Annotated in this window: 16 protein-coding genes; 10 read left to right on the top strand and 6 right to left on the bottom strand. The window is 55.2% G+C overall.

Annotation, left to right across the window (positions count from 1 at the left end):
* Both HY788_11665 and HY788_11660 read right to left on the bottom strand, forming a co-directional pair.
* Positions 1-465: a (2Fe-2S)-binding protein gene (locus tag HY788_11665; protein ID MBI4774817.1), complete on the bottom strand. Its 465-nt coding sequence runs from the start codon at positions 463-465 to the stop codon at positions 1-3.
* Positions 466-630: 165 nt separating this feature from the next.
* Positions 631-1,791, bottom strand: coding sequence for a glycosyltransferase family 39 protein (locus HY788_11660; protein MBI4774816.1), 1,161 nt, complete (start codon positions 1,789-1,791; stop codon positions 631-633).
* Between the two features lie 537 nt (positions 1,792-2,328).
* Here HY788_11660 and HY788_11655 point away from each other — a divergent pair.
* Positions 2,329-3,345: an adenosylcobinamide amidohydrolase gene (locus HY788_11655; GenBank protein MBI4774815.1), complete on the top strand. Its 1,017-nt coding sequence runs from the start codon at positions 2,329-2,331 to the stop codon at positions 3,343-3,345.
* 180 nt (positions 3,346-3,525) lie between these two features.
* Here HY788_11655 and HY788_11650 read toward each other — a convergent pair whose 3' ends face one another.
* Entirely contained in the window at positions 3,526-4,491 is a 966-nt protein-coding gene (locus tag HY788_11650) for a nitronate monooxygenase (GenBank protein MBI4774814.1), read from the bottom strand.
* A gap of 954 nt (positions 4,492-5,445) precedes the next feature.
* Between HY788_11650 and HY788_11645 the strand changes: the two genes are divergently transcribed.
* From HY788_11645 to HY788_11605, 9 genes are all read left to right on the top strand, one after another.
* Positions 5,446-5,853: a NusG domain II-containing protein gene (locus tag HY788_11645; GenBank protein MBI4774813.1), complete on the top strand. Its 408-nt coding sequence runs from the start codon at positions 5,446-5,448 to the stop codon at positions 5,851-5,853.
* Positions 5,854-5,874: 21 nt separating this feature from the next.
* On the top strand, positions 5,875-7,146 hold the full coding sequence (locus tag HY788_11640) for a Gx transporter family protein (protein MBI4774812.1): 1,272 nt from the start codon (positions 5,875-5,877) through the stop codon (positions 7,144-7,146).
* A gap of 97 nt (positions 7,147-7,243) precedes the next feature.
* A complete protein-coding gene (locus tag HY788_11635) occupies positions 7,244-8,560 on the top strand; it encodes a hypothetical protein (GenBank protein MBI4774811.1) in 1,317 nt (438 codons plus the stop codon).
* A gap of 198 nt (positions 8,561-8,758) precedes the next feature.
* Complete coding sequence (locus tag HY788_11630; GenBank protein MBI4774810.1) at positions 8,759-9,481, top strand: hypothetical protein; 723 nt, start codon at positions 8,759-8,761, stop codon at positions 9,479-9,481.
* Positions 9,462-10,310, top strand: coding sequence for a cytochrome b/b6 domain-containing protein (locus HY788_11625; protein MBI4774809.1), 849 nt, complete (start codon positions 9,462-9,464; stop codon positions 10,308-10,310). Before HY788_11630 ends, HY788_11625 begins: the two co-directional genes overlap by 20 nt.
* A gap of 18 nt (positions 10,311-10,328) precedes the next feature.
* Positions 10,329-11,600 carry a hypothetical protein gene (locus HY788_11620; protein MBI4774808.1) on the top strand — a complete coding sequence of 424 codons (1,272 nt, stop codon included), beginning with the start codon at positions 10,329-10,331 and terminating at the stop codon, positions 11,598-11,600.
* Positions 11,601-11,717: 117 nt separating this feature from the next.
* Positions 11,718-12,740 (top strand): FAD:protein FMN transferase, encoded by a 1,023-nt coding sequence (locus tag HY788_11615; protein MBI4774807.1) that lies wholly within the window; start codon positions 11,718-11,720, stop codon positions 12,738-12,740.
* Between the two features lie 13 nt (positions 12,741-12,753).
* Positions 12,754-13,350 carry an FMN-binding protein gene (locus HY788_11610; protein MBI4774806.1) on the top strand — a complete coding sequence of 199 codons (597 nt, stop codon included), beginning with the start codon at positions 12,754-12,756 and terminating at the stop codon, positions 13,348-13,350.
* A 42-nt stretch (positions 13,351-13,392) separates the two neighbouring features.
* Positions 13,393-15,657, top strand: a complete 2,265-nt coding sequence (locus HY788_11605) for an OmcA/MtrC family decaheme c-type cytochrome (GenBank protein ID MBI4774805.1) — start codon at positions 13,393-13,395, stop codon at positions 15,655-15,657.
* Between the two features lie 146 nt (positions 15,658-15,803).
* Here the strand turns inward: HY788_11605 and HY788_11600 are convergent, their stop codons facing one another.
* The 3 genes from HY788_11600 to fusA form a co-directional block, all read right to left on the bottom strand.
* Positions 15,804-16,373 (bottom strand): DUF4823 domain-containing protein, encoded by a 570-nt coding sequence (locus HY788_11600; GenBank protein ID MBI4774804.1) that lies wholly within the window; start codon positions 16,371-16,373, stop codon positions 15,804-15,806.
* Positions 16,374-16,610: 237 nt separating this feature from the next.
* Positions 16,611-17,201 (bottom strand): HEAT repeat domain-containing protein, encoded by a 591-nt coding sequence (locus HY788_11595; protein ID MBI4774803.1) that lies wholly within the window; start codon positions 17,199-17,201, stop codon positions 16,611-16,613.
* A gap of 205 nt (positions 17,202-17,406) precedes the next feature.
* Positions 17,407-19,443 (bottom strand): elongation factor G, encoded by a 2,037-nt coding sequence (gene fusA, locus HY788_11590; GenBank protein MBI4774802.1) that lies wholly within the window; start codon positions 19,441-19,443, stop codon positions 17,407-17,409.
* Between the last annotated feature and the right edge of the window lie 40 nt (positions 19,444-19,483).

The following is a 19,483-nucleotide window of genomic DNA, read 5'->3' as shown; positions in this document are numbered from 1 at the left end:
TCACCGCTCCTTATTCATGCGCGCCCGCGCACGATGGATGGCGCGACGGATTCGGCGATATGTTCCGCATCGACAGAGGTTCTGAGACATGGCTTCGTCGATATCCGAATCCGTGGGGCTGTGGTTTTCAGCCAAAAGGGCCGTGGCCGAGATAATCTGTCCGGGCTGGCAATACCCGCACTCCGGCGCCTCCTCCTCGATCCAGGCCGATAACACCGGATGGTTCTCGACCGCCGCCAAACCCTCGATGGTGGTGACATTCATGCCCTGAACCCTGGAAACCGGCGTGACGCAGGAATGAACAGCCTTGTCGTTAAGAAGAACGTTGCAGGCCCCGCATAAGCCCTCTCCGCAACCGTACTTGGTTCCGGTCAGTCCAAGGATGTCCCGGAGCACCCATAACAAAGGCATGTCCGGAGAAACCTCCAATCGGACGATGTTTCCATTTAGCTTGAATTCAATCATCGCGATCTCTCAGGGTGGTCGATCTTCCGGGGGCCATGTCCCGCAAAAGAGGGTAGAAGGTGTCTGTTGCCGCCGTCCGAATCCGGGAGCGGCCTGTTGCCAACGGTTGCGCCAAAGAACATCTCGGGTGCTACAAAGGTCTTAGGGATTTCATCTCCTCCGGACTTATGGCGCCTTCATCTTTATCGGCCACCGTTGAGCGAGCGATTTCGTAAAGAAACCCCATCTCCGGGCCGTCCATTCAACGGCAAGCCCGCATGAAAGACAGAGCGGAACCAGGAGAATCATGGGGTAGTGAGTCCACTTCGTGGGCCAGATGAACAGAAAGCTCATCGCCGTCGCATACCAGCAAAGGTAAATGGGTCTTTGCTTCCACAACAGACCCAATCCTAAAAGACTCGCCAAGAAGACGTAAGGGTCGAGCTGAAGCAACTGCCTCGGTTCCGTGGCCACGGTACGGGTCATGAACAGGTATTTCAATGGCTGATACCACGGGAGCCCAAAGTGGCTTACATATTCACTGCGACTGTAGTCGTAGTGAAACAGAACCGTTGCCACTACTTCGGTTCCGGTTCGAAACCACCAGACCGGGTTGAGAAGTGCGAATGCGAGGAAAAACGTCAGACCGTATTTAAGCAGTGAACGGGTCCTGGGGCGGTGCGAGATCCACGTGAAATACACAATGGGAACGCCCACGATAACAAAGGGCAACTTCGAGGCCGCAGTGGCGGCCAACAGGACGGCGGAACCGTAGAACCATTTACCGGTCCGGGCGCCGGCCTTTTCACAAGCCAACACGGCGAGGAAAGAGAACAGCATGGGGAAGGAGTCCAGGTAGGCCAAGCCGTTGAATTTAACCCCTATGTTATGGACCGCCAATGCCAGACCGGCCATGGGGCACATCCAGGCCAGGACCGCCACGCATGCGGTTCCCGCAAGAACGGAGAGCATTCGAACCACCAGACGGTTGTTCTCGAAGTCGCCTTTGCTGTTGGTGAGGAGTATCGCGGCGGCGAAGATATATTTGACCAGGGGGGGATGCATATAGTTCTGCTTGGCGGTCAATACACGATCGATCCGCCCTTGATATATCCAGTAAGCGTAGTTGTTGGCCGCCGACAGATAATGGTATTCGTCATAGCTTAAAGGAAACAGCAACCCGGTACGAAGGCGCAAAGAGAATCCAAGGCACACGATCAGTATTACCGCGAAGGCCTTGGTTCTAAAGAAACGTACACCCGCACCCGGATTGCCCATTCGAATGCCTGTGTCCAAAGACGATGACTCGGTGTCGGGTGATGTTCGAAAGGATTCGGTCAGATTCATTAGCCTTATCGACGGGTCAGTGTAAAGAGGTATCATGGCCGGGATGCTCACGTCGCTGTGGATGTTACGACGATCCGGCGGCCGTTCTTTCTGTGGAAGACCGTATCATATGGGGAACGAACTGGAAACGCTGTTTCCACAGGTGTAATGCAAGCGATTCCTTCCAAGCGGTCATTTTACTTTTTTCTCCGTCGCCCTACAAGTACCCGAAGAAAAGCAGCGAAAGAAAGGGTCGCCAAAAAGCGGACCGTCCGATGGAAAATTGGCGCGCCGGGGCGGCGGGACCTTATCCGGAACGGCCGGATCAGAGACCTAGGGCTGCTCCTTTCAGGCCAAGACGTGGTTTCCGGTCAATACCGTCGATTCCTCGGTCCTCAGCCGAAAGCCCGAAGCTGAACGAAAGACGCCATTTTCCGGAAACGTGAAAAAACCCGGGATCCTGGCGATGGCAACCGCACGAAGAACAATCGGCTTGACCGATGCCGGAGCAGCGCGCTACGTTTTTCATATCCGAATTGAAAGGCGAGGAGGTACAGAGTGAACTACAGGTCCAGGAACGGTTTATCCCTGCTGAAATGGGTCATCGTGGCGTGCTGGTTGGTTGTCGCAACCCACGGTGTGGCCTCCGAAGCGGACATAGGGGTCCGGGCCATCCCGACGCCCGAGGAACTGGGGGCTCAGGCCCAGGTGTATCGTTATTCGCTTGAAATGGAAGGGCGGCACACCCTGAAAACGTTGCTGATCAAGCTGGACAGTCCCAGGTGGATCCTTTCCACGCTTCAGGGGCTGCGTCATTCCTCCGTAGCCGCCAATCACAACGTGCCCCCGTCCCTGTGGGGAGTCCTGCACGACCGACAGATCGCCGATTATACGCGCGTGGCCTTCGAGCGGTTGGCCGACATGGCCGGTTTTTCCATCGTTGATCTGGTCCGGCTCTCCACCGGGGCGGATTTGGATACGTTGGGCGTGGCCACCCAGCGCTACGACTGGCTCACGGTCACCGTCCTGGCGACAGCGGGTGCTGGAACGAACGCCATGCGCGTGGGAACGGACTACGGGGACTGGTTCGAGAATAAACACGTACCCAGGGAAACAGGAGCCTCCGAATCAACTTCATCCGAGGAAAGCATTCCCTTTGGGACCATTAATGTTATCGTGCTGACAAACGCCTCTTTGGGAGACGCACAGATGGCCCGATCCATCATTACGGTTACGGAAGCCAAGACCGCTGTGCTGCAGGACCTGGGCATTCGAAGTTCCTATACGCCGGAAGCCATGGCCACGGGCACCGGGACGGATGAAGTGATGATCGTTTCCGGCTCGGGCCGTTCAGTGACCTGCGCCGGGGGGCACTGCAAGCCGGCCCAATTGATCGGATGGGCGGCGAAAGAGGCGGTGGAGACAGCCCTGGTAAGGCAGATTCGGCTGCACTATGACGGCCTGACTGGAGAGCCCCCAATAAAGCTGCCGGAACAGGTGCTCCGCCACCCGCTGTTCCGGCAAGGGTTCACGCGACCGCAATACGAACCGATAGCGCCCGCCGCGAAGCGATAAATGGTTTCTAATCCCGGGCATCGAGGAACATCCCCTCACCACCCGGTGCGTCACCATTTGCCGGCCCGGGAAAACGGAGCGAGCCCGGAGCCATAGTCTTCAGAATAGAGGTTCCCCCGGAATTCTCCTGCTATCTCAATTGAACGTCTAATGGTAAGGAGGTGATGCAGCGGTGCTTTCCTAGTTGGAAGCGAGTTTTTTCGCCAAGCCGGCCGCTTCCGACACGATGCGGTCCAACAGCTCCCGTATGGTGGGGATATCATGCGCCAGTCCCACGCCCTGGCCGCAAGCCATGATGCCTGCGTTAAGATCCCCGCTGTCGTACATTCGTTTTGCATTCGCCCCGGTGGCGATTGCCAGGATTTCGTTCAACGTTCCGCCCCGGGCTTCAATTTCTAGACATTTTTGCGCCGCGGCATTGTTCCAGACTCTGTGAGTGGCGTTGATCGAGCGCATGACAAGTATGGTGTCAAGCTCGCTCGCGCCGACGAGGGACTGCTTCAATGCATCATGCAGGGGGGCTTCCCGTGTGGCCAGGAGCCGGGTTCCTATGATGACGCCTTCCGCTCCCAGAGCCAGCACCGCCAGGAAACCCCGGCCGTCGGAAACCCCGCCGCCACCGATAACGGGAATGCTCAAGGCGTCGACTACGCTGGGCACCAGAACCAGGGCGCCAATATCGAGCTTGCCCGTGGCGCCGCCGTTTTCATAGCCTACCACCGTAACAATGTCCGCGCCCATGTCCTGGACCTTTAGGGCGTAGCGGACACCGACACATTTATGTATCCAGGTCATTCCGGCCTTCTTGAAGCGCGCGCACAAGTCGTCAGGTGCGGAATGCCCTGAAGTTTCCACGACCTTGACATCTTTCTCGAGCAGCACATCCAGGTACTCGCCGTTGTCTATCGCGCGCATGGCGGGAAAGAGATTAAGGTTGACGGCAAAAGGCTTTTCCGTCAGTTCGCGCACCCGATCTATGGCGACGGCCAGTTCGTTCTTGCTCTGGTACATGGCGGAAGCAAGAATGCCCAGCCCCCCGGCCCTGGACACGGCGGCAACATATTCCGGAGTGCTGAGCCACATCATGGTTCCACCGATAATCGGATATTTGATGCCCAACATCTCGGTGACTCTAGTCTTGAACATGGTGGTCCTCCTAATTACTCGGGGGTATACGGATCGTATTCCCGCGGCAGGATGATTTCGGTCGTGACAGTTCGCCGATGTTGTTCAACAGGATTACCATCAAAAAAGTAGTCGCCTTTTCGTGAAAAGGCAATTGAGAAATCGTTCTTGTTCGGGCTATACCGTCCGCGTGATCCCGAAGTCATGATGGCCGTGCGCGATTACAGGCCAATTCCCGGTGCGGAGTTCGCTGCAATTTCGTGGCGATTTCTTGACAGGCCTGCGGCTCTCCTGTTATCGTATAATTGCTTCGTAAGGGCATAGAGCCCTCTTTTTTATAGAGGTATCGCAGCCTGAGCAAAACAGATCGAATCACGAACGCATGGTGCGTGATCGAGTCCCGCCTCTAAAAAGACCGTGATCGAAAGAAGCCCTTGCACATGAAGTCAGCGTCGGGATCGTAGCTCGATGCGGCCATACATGAGTATGAACGCCGATTCGTGTAAAAAACCCAGGAAGTTCAATCTTAAGCAGTTCCCAGTGTTATGATGTGCTCTTAAGGGCGGTTTCTCTTCTACAGCTGCGTCTTTGACAGAGAGATCGATTTGCTGAGAATCATTTGACCGGGAAACGGATTTCCAACTGTCATCCGGCGTCTGTTTTGTGATCAAAGTAGATGATTTCGATATAGTTTCAGCTAAAGACGCCGGCGGTTGAAATCAATAGTAAAACAAAAAGTTAAGATCGGTGTTGACTCCTGTACTATATTTCGTATAGAAAATAAAAAGTCGATATGTGGCTTGGCGCACAACGAAGAAAACGCCTATCTGCCGCGTGAGTCTCTAGTCCAACCCCGATCGGAATGAATGCCGCTCGTTGTGTGCTGCAAAGTGGGATTCGGGACTTGAAATATCTCTTGAGGGTTCCCATACGTGTGAATTGTGGACGCGCTCTCCATCAAGAAAGTCTCCATGAATGATGGACGAAGGCCAGGGGCAAGTCTATGCGCGCAGGATGACTCGACTCGAAAAGCTTTCGATCTTTCTGATTGTCGTCCTTTCCGCCGGAAGCATCCTCTGGATGGGACACGACTCCGGCCGTCAGAGCCGGCGAGCTACCTCGGCCGTCGTTTTCAAGGACGGCCTTCTGGTGGCCGAGTTGAACCTGTCGAAAAACAACGTATTCACGCTTCCCTCCAAGGAGATGGACATCGAAGTAAACGAGGGCAAAGTCAGAGTGGCGCGATCGAATTGCCGCAAACAGATTTGCGTTCGTACGGGTTGGATACAGGTACCGGGAGAGGTTATCGTTTGTGTCCCAAACAGGATTCTGATCGAAGTTCAATCCACTAAAGCGCCGCTAGTGGATGCCGTGGTTCGCTGAACCGGAAGTGGAAGCCGCCCTATGGAAGCATCCTTGTCAGCCGATCGAATGCAAAAAATAGCGCTTTTCGTTTCCCTCTCTTGTGTGCTTCAAATAGCGGAATCGATTGTGCCCCACCCCATACCCGGTCTCAGGCTGGGGCTGGCCAACATGATTACTTTGGTAGCCCTGGTGACCCTGGGTTTTAAAGCAGCCCTGGAAGTCGCTTTGTTGCGGGCCATTCTCAGTTCCTTCCTCATGGGCACGTTCCTGTCCCCTCCTTTCGTACTGAGCATTTCCGGGGCCTTTCTCAGCACCTGCGCCATGGGCTTCCTTTTCTGGGTCTCCGGTTCGAGCAGTCACTATCGTTTCAGCTTGATCGGGATCAGTATTTTGGGCGCCCTTTGCCATAATCTGACCCAACTGGTCCTCGCCTACCTCATACTAATCAAACACGAAGGTGTTTTTGTGTTCCTGCCTTGGCTTTGCATCGGAGGCGTGCTCATGGGCTGGGTTACCGGAGCGATTGCACGCTCCGTGTGCATACGGTTGGAACACATCGGGACGATGACCGAAGCCGCTCTGACGGTATCGGAGGGGATGCCCAGGCCGGAATCTCGACATTATGTGCATCGGGACTCTTGTATCCATCAGTTGTCAAGCAAGGCAAAGATTGCCGGATGTGGGATTTTGTCGCTCATTCTTCTGATCAGCGCCAACCTCTGGTTAATGCTCAGCCTTTCCGGACTTCTCCTGGCTTCGATGTTGCTATCGAGAATTCCGGTGTCCCAGCTACTGGGGAGATCAAGAAGGTATCGATGGCTGCTTCTGACATCTTTTCTGATCCCGGCTCTGCTTCAGGGGGAAGGCCGTCCGATATTCGAGATACCGTATTTGACGATGACCATTGAAGGGGTTACCTACGGGTTTCAGTTTGCATTTCGCCTTTTCTATCTGATGCTTCTGAGTTTCCTGTTAACCATGACCACGTCGCTGGCGGACTTGGCCAACGGACTGACCGGTTTACTGTCGTTCCTGCGATTTTTCGGGATTTCGTCAAAGAGTGTGGCGGCGAAACTCACGCTTTCCTGGGAAGCCATACCGTACCTGTGGGAAACGGCGCGGACCAGCATTCGTGGAGCAAGGCTGGAAAAGAAGAAAAGAATTAGTCATCTCGTTGAGTGGATCAGTAATTGGGTGGCGACTCTCTATGTCATGGCGGACGGTACGAGCCGTCTGTGGGACCTTGCGCGTGTCGAAACGATCGATGAGAACCTCGGATCTTCAGTGAAAGAAAAAGCTCCTTTCATGTGATCACCCAGGCGCCGATGCCGGCGGCCGGAACCCGATCCGACAGAAATGCCGAACCGGGTCATCGAGAAAACGGTTATCGTTTATGGAGGAGGGGAACATGGTCATGGGAAGCCGTTCGAAGCTTATCGCAGTCTGTCTGACACTCCTTGTTTTAGCCGCATGTAGTCCGGAAGCGCCTGTAGATATTGAAGAAATCACAGCAGCTCCAAAAACGTACGCCGGATCGGATCGATGCAAGATGTGCCACCTGCAGCATTACGATTCCTGGAAGATGACCTCTCACAGCCGCAGCACCCTGGATGTGCAAAAGGACGCCAGCGCCATTATGGTCCCTTATAGTGAGGCCAAGATTCGGGAGAGCTTCACCCAATCGGAAGATGCAGCCAAGCCATCGACGGATCAGATCTATATCCCCAAACTTGACGAGATCAAATACGCCATTGGGGGGCAATGGCAGCAGCGTTTCATCGTTGAAAAAAACGGCGCTCTTTACATCGCTCCCATTCAATACAATATGGACACTCATCGATGGGTGACTTATCGCGAAGGTGACTGGGATCAAAAACCCTGGCTCCAGTATTGCGGTGGTTGCCACGCCACCGGTGTGGATCTGAAAAACAACAGGTTCAGCGAGTTGAGCATAGGGTGCGAGGCGTGTCATGGGAAAGGTTCCTGGCATGTCGCCTTACCGAAAACAGCCGTGTTCGAAAAGCGTAAAACAATTGTAAATCCGGCCAAATTGTCCACGGGAGCGAGGGTTCAGATCTGTGGTTCGTGTCACGAGCGCGGCATGTCCACGGTAGCCGAAGGCGTTCATTGGCCCGTCGATTACCAGCCGGGAGAAGCCCTTGCCGCCTATTACAACGCCACTTCGTATGCTGAGGGCGACACGGGAAACTTCTACATGAATGAGTTCTCCAAGGGGCATCATCAGCAATACAACGATTGGCTGAAATCGGCTCATTACGTGGAAGGCGTTACCTGTACCTCCTGCCACTTTGTACACCAGATCGGTCTGCCTCCAACCAAGTCCCAAACGTCCGCCGCCGGTTCGCAGCAGTGCTTCCAGTGCCATCAGTTGGTCAACAGGGTTAAGGCGCACGCCATCCACACTTTTGCAAATTGCGTAGGATGTCATATGCCGAGGATCGCGAAAAACGCGGAATCCGGGGATCTACACAGCCATGTGTTCGTCACCCTGTTGCCCATCGACACGATCAAGAATCCCAACATTCCTAATTCCTGCGAGACGTGCCACAAGCATAAGGGCGCCGACTTGAAGAAGTTGCAGCGAGATGCTTTTGGAGGCTTTGGCGGAGGCGAATCGGAATCGGCCGGCTCCCCGGAAGGGGAAGGAAAAGATCCGGAAATACAGCTTAAGGAGGAAGGCGCGGAAACGTTTGAACTCAAGTAACATGCCGGAAATCCGGAAGACAGAATACTTCCTTTAGTTGGAAGGAATCCGGCGGAAACCTACCGATTGAAGAAGTGAGTTCTTCTTTGGAAGAAGATCCAGACAGGGCCGAACAGGTCACCCGTTCCACCAACAATGGGTGAATCCTGACCGGGAAAATGCACTGAGCGCTGATACGGGAATATTGGTGATACGGATATGCGATTCCTTATGAGAAACCGAGCCGCAGGGAGAGTATCGATAGCCCTGCTTTTAGGCCTGGCGGCGGCGCTGCTCCTGGGGCCTGCTTTGTGCCATGCTCAGGAGGAAGTGGCGTCGTCCATCCGTCGCTACAAGAACTATGAAGCGAGTACCGGGTACTACGAGGAATATGAGGCTAGACCCTTCAGCGAATCCCCGTTGATTGCGATTCCGGGTTTGAGGCGAGGACTGCTGCCGTACACTCCGGCTGCGGCCAGGATAGGAATTCGGAGCCGCCTCGAAGATTCCCATGTGGGGCTGAGGTTCTACGAGTATCAAACCTGCGAAGATTGCCATCCAAGAGAAACCCGAGACCTGCACACCGTTCGGGCCAATCTGACGTGTCGCCAGTGCCATGGTGGAGAGCCGATCTCCGGCGGCGAATACTATTATTCACCCATGAATCCCATACGAAGGCATGCCTACGTCTGCTCCAAGTGTCACGAAGGAGCCAACGCCTCGTTTGCCAGCTACGTCGTTCATTCGCCAAATCCGGCGTCTCTCAGCACAAGAAAAGATTTCCCGATCCTGTTTTATGCGTTCTGGATCATGATAGGGATGTCGGTGAGCATCTTTGTGGTGTTTCTGCCTCATACGTTCCTTTGGAGTCTCAGGGAGTTGTTGCTCAAGAGAAAACCTAGCGACGAGGGTCATCAAACGGATGGAGAAGATCAGACTTAAACGGTTTAACACCGTAGAACGCATTTCACATGTGGTGCTGATCATCACGTTCTTGACGCAGGGCGCGTCCGGACTTGCGCGCATGTATATCCAAACGGCTTGGGGAAAAGGGCTTGCCCGCGTGTTCGGCGGCTACGAGTCGGCCCTCGTGGTTCACAAGTACGTGGGACTTTTCATGATTCTGGCCTTTCTGCTCCATCTCGTGTACCTGGCCTTCCGGATTCGCTGGCGTACTTTTCCGTCATCCCTCATGGGCCCGGATTCCATGTTTCCCCAACCTCATGATGTGAAGGATTTTTTCCAGCATGTGGCCTGGTTTCTCGGCAAAGGATCTCATCCACGTCTTGACCGCTGGGGATATTGGGAAAAGGTGGATTACCTGGGAGCGGTATTCTGGGGCATGATGGTCATGGGCACAACGGGCTTGATCCTGGCTTTCCCTCTGATTTCGACGCGCATCATACCGGGATGGGGCTTGAACATAGCCCTTTGGGTGCATCGTATCGAGGGCATGCTGGCCATGGGGCACGTGTTTATCATCCATTTCACCGTTGCTCATCTTCGCAGGCAGAACTTCCCCATGGATCGGACGATGTTCGAAGGCAGCGCCGATCTGGAAACTGTGCGGGATCTTTCTACTCATCGGAGGGTTGCTCAACAGCACGAGAATCACTTGGTAGCTATGCTTCTCCGGCCAGGGATGGAACCCCCGAGTGAAACGAGAACGGATAAAAAGGAGGGAAACGTAGAGAGGGTGGGTGGCGCCCGGAGGTTCCGGAAGTCACTCGGCCTGTCCGTCAATAGAATGATCCGGACCATTATTAGGTAAACATAAGGAGGGGGAGGTATGAAGCTGCGAATTGCATTGGTGGTTGTCATTGTTTGTGTTTTGTTGGCGCCTGCTCGGTCGATGTCGGACGAAATTGCCGATCTTAAAGAGCAGATCCAGCAGATGCAAAAGGCAATGGATACGATGAAAGAGCGGGTGGAACAACTCGAGGAGGAGCAGAAATCCCAGAAGGAAGAGATTGCAGCCATTCCCGAGCTCGAGGACAGTGTTGACGAACTGTCGCAGATGCCTTCAAAAATCATGGAGGAGGTGCGGAAGGGGGTCAACATTGGGGGACATTTCAAGTTCTTCATGCTGGATCGGACGGACGGTGAGCGCAACGATGTGAGCCAGAACAACAATCTTTCCGCCGGCATCAGTGACGTATATCTCTATTTCAGCAAAGTGCTCAACGAGTGGCTGAGTCTCGATGTTGCTCCCAAGATCGAAGTGTTGGCCGCCGCCACCCCCGGGCTCGGCGGAGACATCACCCGAGCGGGCTCGGCTTCCGTGGATGTGGACCTTGACGAGGCATACATGACGGTCAGGCTTCCCTGGGAACTGGAAGCGCGGGTGGGCGCCTTCTACCCGATGTTCAGCGAGGAATACGCCAGACAGACTTGGTGGCATGAGCAGTATCACGGGAACAATGGCTTGCTCTTTTTGGAGTCCTGGCGATCGCTGGGGGTGGAGCTGTACCGCAACTTCGATTTCGAGAATTTCTCATTGCCCGTGTATTTCTATCCATATCTGAACGGGGACAATGAAGAGAGCCGTTACGTGGACAACAACGGCACCAAGAATCTGTTGCTGCATGTAGCGCCCGAATTCTCCTTGATGGACGTAAGCATACGGATTCTGGGCTCCTTGGGATGGGGCAGGTGGGATAACGACGATGATAACAACTCGTGGCAATGGCTCGGTGGTGCGGACTTGCGATACAAGGGCATCAGCCTTCTCGGCGAATACCTGCGAAGAGAACAGGAAGATTCCCCGCTGATCGGCGGGGGAACGGCGGATGCGGTGAACGAAGGATATTACGTCCGGGCCATGTACACTTTCAATCCCGAATGGCGGGTGTTGGCCAAGTATAGCGATGTAGATCTCTTCTTCCCTTCAACGAGCGCCGTTACGGATAATTATAAGACATTGTCCATGGCTTTGAACTACTGGATTACCAGTAACTCGACGATCATACCACAGATCGAACTCGTGGATGCCGATCGGTCTGATGGTTCGGAAACGCTCAAGTACATCCGATGGACGTTGGGATGGAGGACGACCTTTTAAGAACCGGAAGATCCAAATGATGTCCGGCTTATGTTTGACGAGGACAAGCGTAGTCCGCCGCACGTGGTCGGACCGGCTGAGAGATCTGATCTGGAAGAAGCATAACTAGGAGGTGGATTGAAGCAAAATAGCCTGTCTAAGACGGCGAAAGTCATATTCATAGTTGTCGGAGTGCTGTTCGCTGTCTTTTTTAGCGTGAGAACCTACAACTCCTATCGATTCCATCTGGAAAAGCAGACGCGCGTGATGATGGATACCTACGTAACCGTCTATGCCGTCGGCCCCGAGAAATTGACATCCAAGGCCGTGAACGCGGCCTTGCAGCGGATGGAAGAAGTCGATGAGAAGTTTGATTTCCTGAACCCTAAAAGCCCCCTGTATGCATTCAACAATGAGGGCGCCCCCATTTCAGACAGCGAGATCGTGGATCTCGTGAAATTAGCCTTAGGCGTGAGTCGCGATTCGGACGGCGCCTTTGATATCACGATCTGTCCGCTCATATCGCTATGGGGGTTTTATGGAGACCATCCCTCCGTCCCCGATCACGAAAGCATCGAACGATGCATCGAAAAGATCGGCTACAAACATCTGGTCGTCCGGAACTCGAAGGTGGAAAAGACTAGGCCCGATATTCGGATCGACTTAGGCGGCATTGCAAAAGGATACGCGGTGGGTGAGGCGATAAAAGTGTTGCGGGCTGAAGGAGTGACCTCAGCCTTGATCGATGCCGGGGGAGACGTATACGCCATGGGGAAAAAGGGACTCCGGTCCTGGAAGGTGGGAATCAAAGACCCACGGGGCGACGGCCTTCTCGGATTCATAGAGGCGGAGGACCTCTCGATCATGGGATCGGGGGATTACGAGCGATTCTTCATGGACCAGGGTAAGCGCTATCACCACATCTTTAACCCGAAGACAGGGTATCCCGCTTCAGGACTCACGGGCACTACGATCCTGTACGGGGACCCGGCTCTCGCAGACGCTTGGAATACGGCGTTGTTCGTTTTGGGGCCCGAGAAAGGTCTCGAGATCGTTGAGAGCATTCCCGGCATGGAGGTGATCATGGTCACCGAATCCGGTGAAGTCTTGTACTCTTCCGGTCTCAAAGATCGCCTCCAGGCGATTTCCACTATCGAATAGCAGGAGACACCACATGACAAAGCAGAAAGCTCTTGTTGTAGTAAGCGCAGTGGCCGTTTTCGCCGCTTCTGTTGTTCTCGGCCACGCGTTCACCTTGTTGACGCTCAAAGAGGCCCTGCTCGAGGTTTTTGGTGCGGGCACCAAGATCATCAAACAGACGGAAAGGTTGAAAGGCGAGGTTGAGCAACGCGTGACGGAACGGTTGGGAGGAAGCCTCGAATTTCTCCAGGAAGGTTCAGAGTCCGCAGCCGTGGTTGCAAGCAAGAAGATCGATTTCTACTTTGCTGAAAAGGACGGAAAAAAAATAGGGGTGGCCGTTATTGATGACCAACCCGGAAAATGGGGCCCTGTCGAGTTCATGATCGCAATGGATCTGAGGGGCGCCGTCCAGAGAGTGCTCGTGATGAGCTATCAGGAAAAAAGGGGACGTCCCATCGCGAGACGTAGTTTCATGGATCAGTACCAAGGTAAGACCAGCGGTTCCGTTCTAACGGTCGGTAAAGACATTACCGGGATCGCCGGGGCGACCATATCATCCCGTGCGGCGACATTCGCAGTAAAGAAGGCGATCGTCTTGTACGAGGAGTTCTACCTTCACGACAAGGGATAACATAAGTTTGTGACGGACCTCAGAGTGGAAGGAGATGGTGTCATGAGAAAAGGATTGTTTAACAGCTTGGTCTTGTGCCTTGCGATCGGTTACGTTCTACTTCTGGCAGGGTGCGGCAGCGAGAGCGGCGGTACCGGAGATCAGGCGCCCCCTCTCGTGGAGCAGACATTCAACGAAGAATGCATGCTGTGCCACGATCCGGGCCGGATCGTAGACGTGGCCGCGCAGCACAGCACTCCGGAGACGACTATAACCGGGGTCATAGACGCAGTGACGATCGTTGGCGGCGCCACGACCATAAATTTCAGGCTGTTCAACGCGGGCCAGCCGCTCGCGTTTGTGGCCCCTTCGAACATCCGCTTCACTCTGGCGCAGCTGAATCCCGCTGCAAACGGCAATGCGAGTTTCTGGCAGAGTTACATCAATGTGATTGAAACCCCTGATGTAGGGCCGGGGACCACGGACCAGGTTCAAGCTTCGTCGGAAAGGACGAGTACGCAGGGGGGCGTGTTTGTGGACAATCAGGACGGCAGCTACAGCTATACCTTCTCGTTCGATATCCAAAACGTAACGTCTCCCGTAGCCGTCGCGTATAATCCCGCCCTGACGCATCGCGTGGCCATGCAGACTACGGAGAACACGGATAACGCCATATTCGAATTCGTGCCCGATGGCAGCACGCCGATAACCACTCGCTCGATCGTGAGGAACGCGAACTGCGACGAGTGCCACCGGAAGCTGGGATTTCACGGCGGGGATAGGATCGCTGTCAAGTATTGCGTAACCTGCCACAATCCGGGCAGTACGGACGCCAACAGCGGCAACACCGTTGATTTCAAGGTAATGATCCACAAGATCCACTCGGGTGAGGACCTGCCCAGTGTGCAGGCCGGCGGTGAATATGTGATATATGGTTTTGGGGATTCGGTAAACGACTACTCCAACGTGGTCTTTCCTCAGGATCGGCGCAACTGCACCAAATGTCACGACGGCTCGGACTCCGATACGCCGGATGGTGACAACTGGATGAACGTTCCCACCATTGCCGCATGCACGTCGTGTCACGACGACGTCAACTTGGTGACCGGTGAAAACCATGCCGGGGGCGCCCAACCCGACAACCGCAGCTGCGTCAACTGTCATCCGGCGTCCGGAGGCGCGGCGGGCATCACGGATACTCACGTGATTCCGGAACAGGCCGCCGCAGCCAGGTTCGAATACAACATATTGGACGTCCAGAACACGGGGCCCGGACAGTTTCCGGTGATCACATTCTCGGTTACGGATCCCACCAACGGTGACGCGCCCTACGATATTCTCGTCGATCCGGAATTCAATGCTCCCGGAGGCGCCAGCCGATTGGCGATCCTCATCGGCTGGAATTCCGAAGATTATACGAACACGGGCAGCACCAGCACCCCGGCTCAGCCCATCTCGATCAATCCGATTACAAGCGCGGTGGACAACGGCGACGGCACGTTTACAGTGACATCCGGAGTGGCCATTCCTGCGGCTGTGACCGGATCGGGGGTTGTGGCCATCGAGGGGCATCCTGCGGTGGAATCCGAACCCGGCGTGTTCGATGTACGGGTGCCGGTCAAAGGCGTGGTGAATTTTTTTGCCGTCACGGACGCTACGCCACAGGCGCGTCGGGAGGTTGTGGACATCGCCAACTGCGATCAGTGCCACGGTTTGTTGAGCTTGCACGGAGCAAACCGGAACGACGAAACTCAGCTGTGCGTAATCTGCCATAACCCGGATGCCACGGATATCGGCCGGCGCCCGGGTGGCTCAGCGACAACGGCCGACGGTAAGACACAGGAAACCATTGATTTCAAATACTTGATCCATGCCATCCATGCCGGCGCCTCCTCCGCCGACGGTTTCAGGACCGAAGGCATCGTGGTGTACGGATTTGGCGGTAGCCCCAACGACTACAGCGAAGTTCGCTATCCCCGGCCGTTAAACGATTGCGAGGCCTGTCATATCGATGGAAGCTTTGAATTGCCGGCCATCGGCGACAACGTGTTGCCTACGACCATCGAAGTAGGGAACGACGCGGCGAGTCCCAACGACGATATTAACATCACTCCAACCGCTTCCGCGTGCTCTTCCTGTCACGACGGTGTGGATCCAAAAATCCACATGGCGGATCAGGGCGCCAACTTCGAGTTCGTGCCCTTCGCTCCGGACCTGAGCGGGGGCGACGGGTCGCAGGTAGATCTGTGCGGCCCGGGTCCGATCACTGCGCAACCGGCGGGACATACTGAAAGGCTTGATTGCTGCAGTTGTCACAGCTTTCGTTGAGCGGAGCGGGAGGGTTTTTAACAACACACACTTATGATGCCATTATCCGGAACCGGGAAAACCTGTTGAATCGGGTTCTCCCGGTTTTTTTGTCTCGCCTAAGACCTCGTCAATAGGATTGCGGCGCTTCTGAGGCAGAAAGGGATCTATGTGCCGAAATAGAGCGAATCAACGTAATCGCTCACCGGGTCGGAAAGGAGTTCCTTCGGAGAGGCTAGCGCGGATTTTACACTCTTGGCTCTGATCGTGACCGAGTCGAGAGCCTTTCTCGTACCGGTGTCGTACAACACCAATTTTACGACGATCTGATCCCGGCGGTGCTCGGACCGGTCCGTCCAATGGATCAGGGTCGGCCAGACCAGAACCTTGAATCCATCCGTCTTCGCTTGTTTCAATGCGTCGGCCAGCGACTGCGTTTCCGGGGCCAACTGGACTCTGGATGCGCGTTTCGCAAAGGCGCCCACAATGACTTCGGCCGTGGACTGTCCGGACTGCGGAAACGTACCTCCGGTGTCTCCCGTCTTACCGGAAGAATAAGAAATCGGCGCGTCCTTCGGAACGGCCACGTAGACAGGCGCTTCTCGAGGGAGCCTAGTGGTATAGCCACGGGTGCCGTACACGAGATCTTGGTAGCTGCTGCACCCAACCACCAGGATCGCCACAATCATCGTAAGTCGGATCACTGCATCGAATTGCCCGTCAGGATTGTAGATCATAGGGATCTCCGGCGCTTATTGGCCAAGATAAACGTATGAGCAGGTCAGGGAAAGGCTGGAAACGCTGATTCAGCCGAGGTCGTCCGATCCTAGGGGATGTCCGCGACATCGAGGACCTAACCCCGGGGCTGTGGTCGGCATTCCTGCCGTGTTCCAAATATACCAGACTAGTTGATGACCCTCAAACGGTATGTCGATGCGATTCCTGTGGATGCCAAGCCGGATTGCAGCCGGTTTTCACGCACCAAGCCTCTCGATCGCCGCTGCCGCCGCCCGACGGAAACGCTGGTGGTCCAACGAATATACCGTCTCTTGATCGTCGACCACGCTCCGAAGCGGTTCCACGGCCCGATGGTCGCCGATATGGCCCAACGCTTCCGCCGCCTTTTCCCGGACGTACATGTCCGCATGCGAGAGTAAACCTATTAATGAATCTACGGCAAGGGTCTCACGGCGGTATCCCAGTGCTTCCGCAGCCTTCCATACGATGTTCGGATCGGGGTCGGACAACGCCCGGAGCAGCGGTTCGGACGCTTCCGTGCTGCGAATTCTGCCGAGTGCTTCAGCGGCTTTCCACCTGACGTACGCCTTTTCATCGTTCTCGAGAATGGCGGCCAAGGCGCCGACGACCTGACCGTCGTTCAAAGAAACGAGCGTTTCAACAGCCTCGCTTCGAATGTAAGCCACGGGGTCCTGTACGGCGATCTTCATGATCGGTTCCACAGTTTGGACTTCCTCCGAGTTTCGAAGCGCCTTTATCGAAGCCAAGCGGACGTTCGGATCCACATGAAGCAGGCCGGCAAGTTCTTGCTGCGTATTCTCGGGCAACGAAGATTCCTTTCGCCGGTCGAGCGGACATCCTCACGTCCTTCGAGGCGTACCTTTCCGAACACCGCCGTTCTATTCCTTTTTCCGGAGATCCCGTTCGGACGCTATCCAAACAGCGGTGGGATTCCCCCCGGTTTCCGGATCTTATGAAGTGGTTCTCGAAACGGACGTCGAAGGGGACGGTGGAAGGGAATGGTTTCTCTTATTATTGGACGCGTACGTCGTATCGCAGGAAATGCATGGTGAAAGTGGCGCGGCCCTGACTGGAAGAACGCAAGTCGGTCGAGTATCCGAACATGCGTGACAGAGGAGCCTCCGCCACCACGACGTTGGTTCCGGGTTTTGGGGTAATCTTGAGCACCTTGCCTTTTCTGGAATTCAGATTGCCGATAACGTCACCCATGAATTCCTCGGGCACCAGCACCTCCACTTTCATGATCGGTTCGAGCAGCACCGGAGAGGCGGCCGCACAGGCCTCTCTTACGGCCATTCCGGAAGCCACCTGGATCGCCAGGGGGGAAGTCTGCCCTTCGCGAAACGAACCGGACAGTATTGTAGCCGCAACGTCCAACACAGGATATCCCATGATGGGACCGCTGGCAAAAGCCTCTCTTGCGCCGGAAAGAGCCGCGTTTATCCACTCCTGGGGCACGATCCCGGGATCCAGGCGATGCTCGACCCGGACGCCTTCACCGCGCGCCAGAGGCTCTACGAGTACCCGGACGGCGGCATAATGCTGCTGGCCGCTCAATTCACGCTGGAACGTATCTTCGTGTTCGACGCTTTTCGTGATGGTTTCGCGATAAACGACCTGTGGTTTGCCCACGTTGGCTTCCACGCCGAACTCACGTTTCAGGCGATGAACGAGGATTTCCAAATGGAGTTCTCCCATGCCGGAAATCAACGTCTGACCCGTCTCCTCGTCCGTTTTGACCCGGAAGGTCGGATCCTCTTCGGCAAGCTTGGCCAGGGAAGCGTCGATGCGCTCCTGATCCGCCGTGCTCCTGGGTTCCACAGCCACACTGATCACCGGCTCGTAGGACCCTATAGGCTCCAGATGAATGGGGTGGTCGGGGTGTGTCAGGGTGTCTCCCGTGAACGTATTCTTCAGTCCGATAACGCCAACGATGTCCCCGGTCGAGGCGGAGTCAATCCGTTCCCGCTTGTTGGAATGCATTCTAAGGATGCGCGCGATCTTCTCTTTCTTGTCACGGGTGGCGTTGTAAACCTCGCTTCCCGTCTCCAATCGTCCCGCATAGATACGCACGTAACAGAGCTTTCGTCCCTCTTCATTCATGATCTTGAAGCAAAGGGCGCAAAGGGGATCCCGCTCGTTGGGACGGCGTATTTCCCGTTCGCCGGTCTCGGGATTTTCTCCGGAAATAGGTTTGGCGTCCAGAGGACTGGGCAGGAAATGAGCCACTCCGTCCAGAAGCGGCTGTACGCCCTTGTTCTTGAGGGCTGTTCCGCAGTACACGGGCACGAGTTTTAACTCGAGCGTCGCCGAACGGATGGCCTCGACGAGCCTTTTCTCGGGAATCTCCTCTTCGGCCAGGTAAAGTTCCATGAGTTCGTCGTTTACTTCGGCAAGGGATTCGAGGATCTTTTCCCGGTATTCCTTAGCCTGGTCCACGAGATCCTCGGGTATGTCCACGTCATTGAATTCGGCGCCCAGGGTGGATTCTTCCCAGCGGATGGCCTTCATGACCAACAGATCGATCACTCCTCGGAAATTGGATTCGGATCCCCAGGGAATCTGGAGTAACAGCGCATTCGCGCCCAGCTTTTCACGCATCTGCCGGACGGTGTCCCAGAAATCGGCCCCAACCCGATCCATCTTGTTAATGAAAGCCAACTTGGGTACTTTGTACTTGTCCGCCTGATGCCACACGGTCTCGGATTGAGGCTCGACGCCTCCGACGGCGCAAAAGACGGCAATGGCCCCATCCAGAACGCGCAACGAGCGTTCCACCTCAATGGTGAAATCCACGTGACCCGGAGTATCGATAATATTAATGGAGGTGGATTTCCACAGACAGGTCGTCACGGCCGAAGTAATCGTGATGCCCCGCTCCTGCTCCTGGGGCATCCAGTCCATTACGGCCGTGCCGTCGTGCACTTCGCCCATCTTGTAAGTACGACCGGTATAATAGAGTATCCGTTCCGTAAGAGTCGTCTTACCGGCGTCGATATGGGCCATTATTCCAATATTACGTATACTTGAGAGTCCTGGTTTTGCCATTTTCCAAGTCGCTGACGCTTTTGTTTTCCGATCCGTTGCC

The organism is Deltaproteobacteria bacterium (assembly GCA_016208165.1).
In the GTDB taxonomy this organism is placed as follows: domain Bacteria; phylum Desulfobacterota; class Desulfarculia; order JACQYL01; family JACQYL01; genus JACQYL01.
Note: the sequence above shows the minus strand (reverse complement) of the source record. Positions and strands in the feature narration are given on the sequence as shown.

Excerpts from the sequence above, each read along its gene's own strand:
- HY788_11665 (MBI4774817.1), bottom strand. The coding sequence starts at position 465 with ATGATTGAATTCAAGCTAAATGGAAACATCGTCCGATTGGAGGTTTCT.
- HY788_11635 (MBI4774811.1), top strand. The coding sequence starts at position 7,244 with ATGGTCATGGGAAGCCGTTCGAAGCTTATCGCAGTCTGTCTGACACTC.
- fusA (MBI4774802.1), bottom strand. The coding sequence starts at position 19,443 with ATGGCAAAACCAGGACTCTCAAGTATACGTAATATTGGAATAATGGCC.
- HY788_11660 (MBI4774816.1), bottom strand. The coding sequence starts at position 1,791 with ATGAATCTGACCGAATCCTTTCGAACATCACCCGACACCGAGTCATCG.
- HY788_11630 (MBI4774810.1), top strand. The coding sequence starts at position 8,759 with ATGCGATTCCTTATGAGAAACCGAGCCGCAGGGAGAGTATCGATAGCC.
- HY788_11625 (MBI4774809.1), top strand. The coding sequence starts at position 9,462 with ATGGAGAAGATCAGACTTAAACGGTTTAACACCGTAGAACGCATTTCA.
- HY788_11605 (MBI4774805.1), top strand. The coding sequence starts at position 13,393 with ATGAGAAAAGGATTGTTTAACAGCTTGGTCTTGTGCCTTGCGATCGGT.
- HY788_11650 (MBI4774814.1), bottom strand. The coding sequence starts at position 4,491 with ATGTTCAAGACTAGAGTCACCGAGATGTTGGGCATCAAATATCCGATT.
- HY788_11620 (MBI4774808.1), top strand. The coding sequence starts at position 10,329 with ATGAAGCTGCGAATTGCATTGGTGGTTGTCATTGTTTGTGTTTTGTTG.
- HY788_11640 (MBI4774812.1), top strand. The coding sequence starts at position 5,875 with ATGGAAGCATCCTTGTCAGCCGATCGAATGCAAAAAATAGCGCTTTTC.
- HY788_11600 (MBI4774804.1), bottom strand. The coding sequence starts at position 16,373 with ATGATCTACAATCCTGACGGGCAATTCGATGCAGTGATCCGACTTACG.
- HY788_11645 (MBI4774813.1), top strand. The coding sequence starts at position 5,446 with ATGATGGACGAAGGCCAGGGGCAAGTCTATGCGCGCAGGATGACTCGA.
- HY788_11610 (MBI4774806.1), top strand. The coding sequence starts at position 12,754 with ATGACAAAGCAGAAAGCTCTTGTTGTAGTAAGCGCAGTGGCCGTTTTC.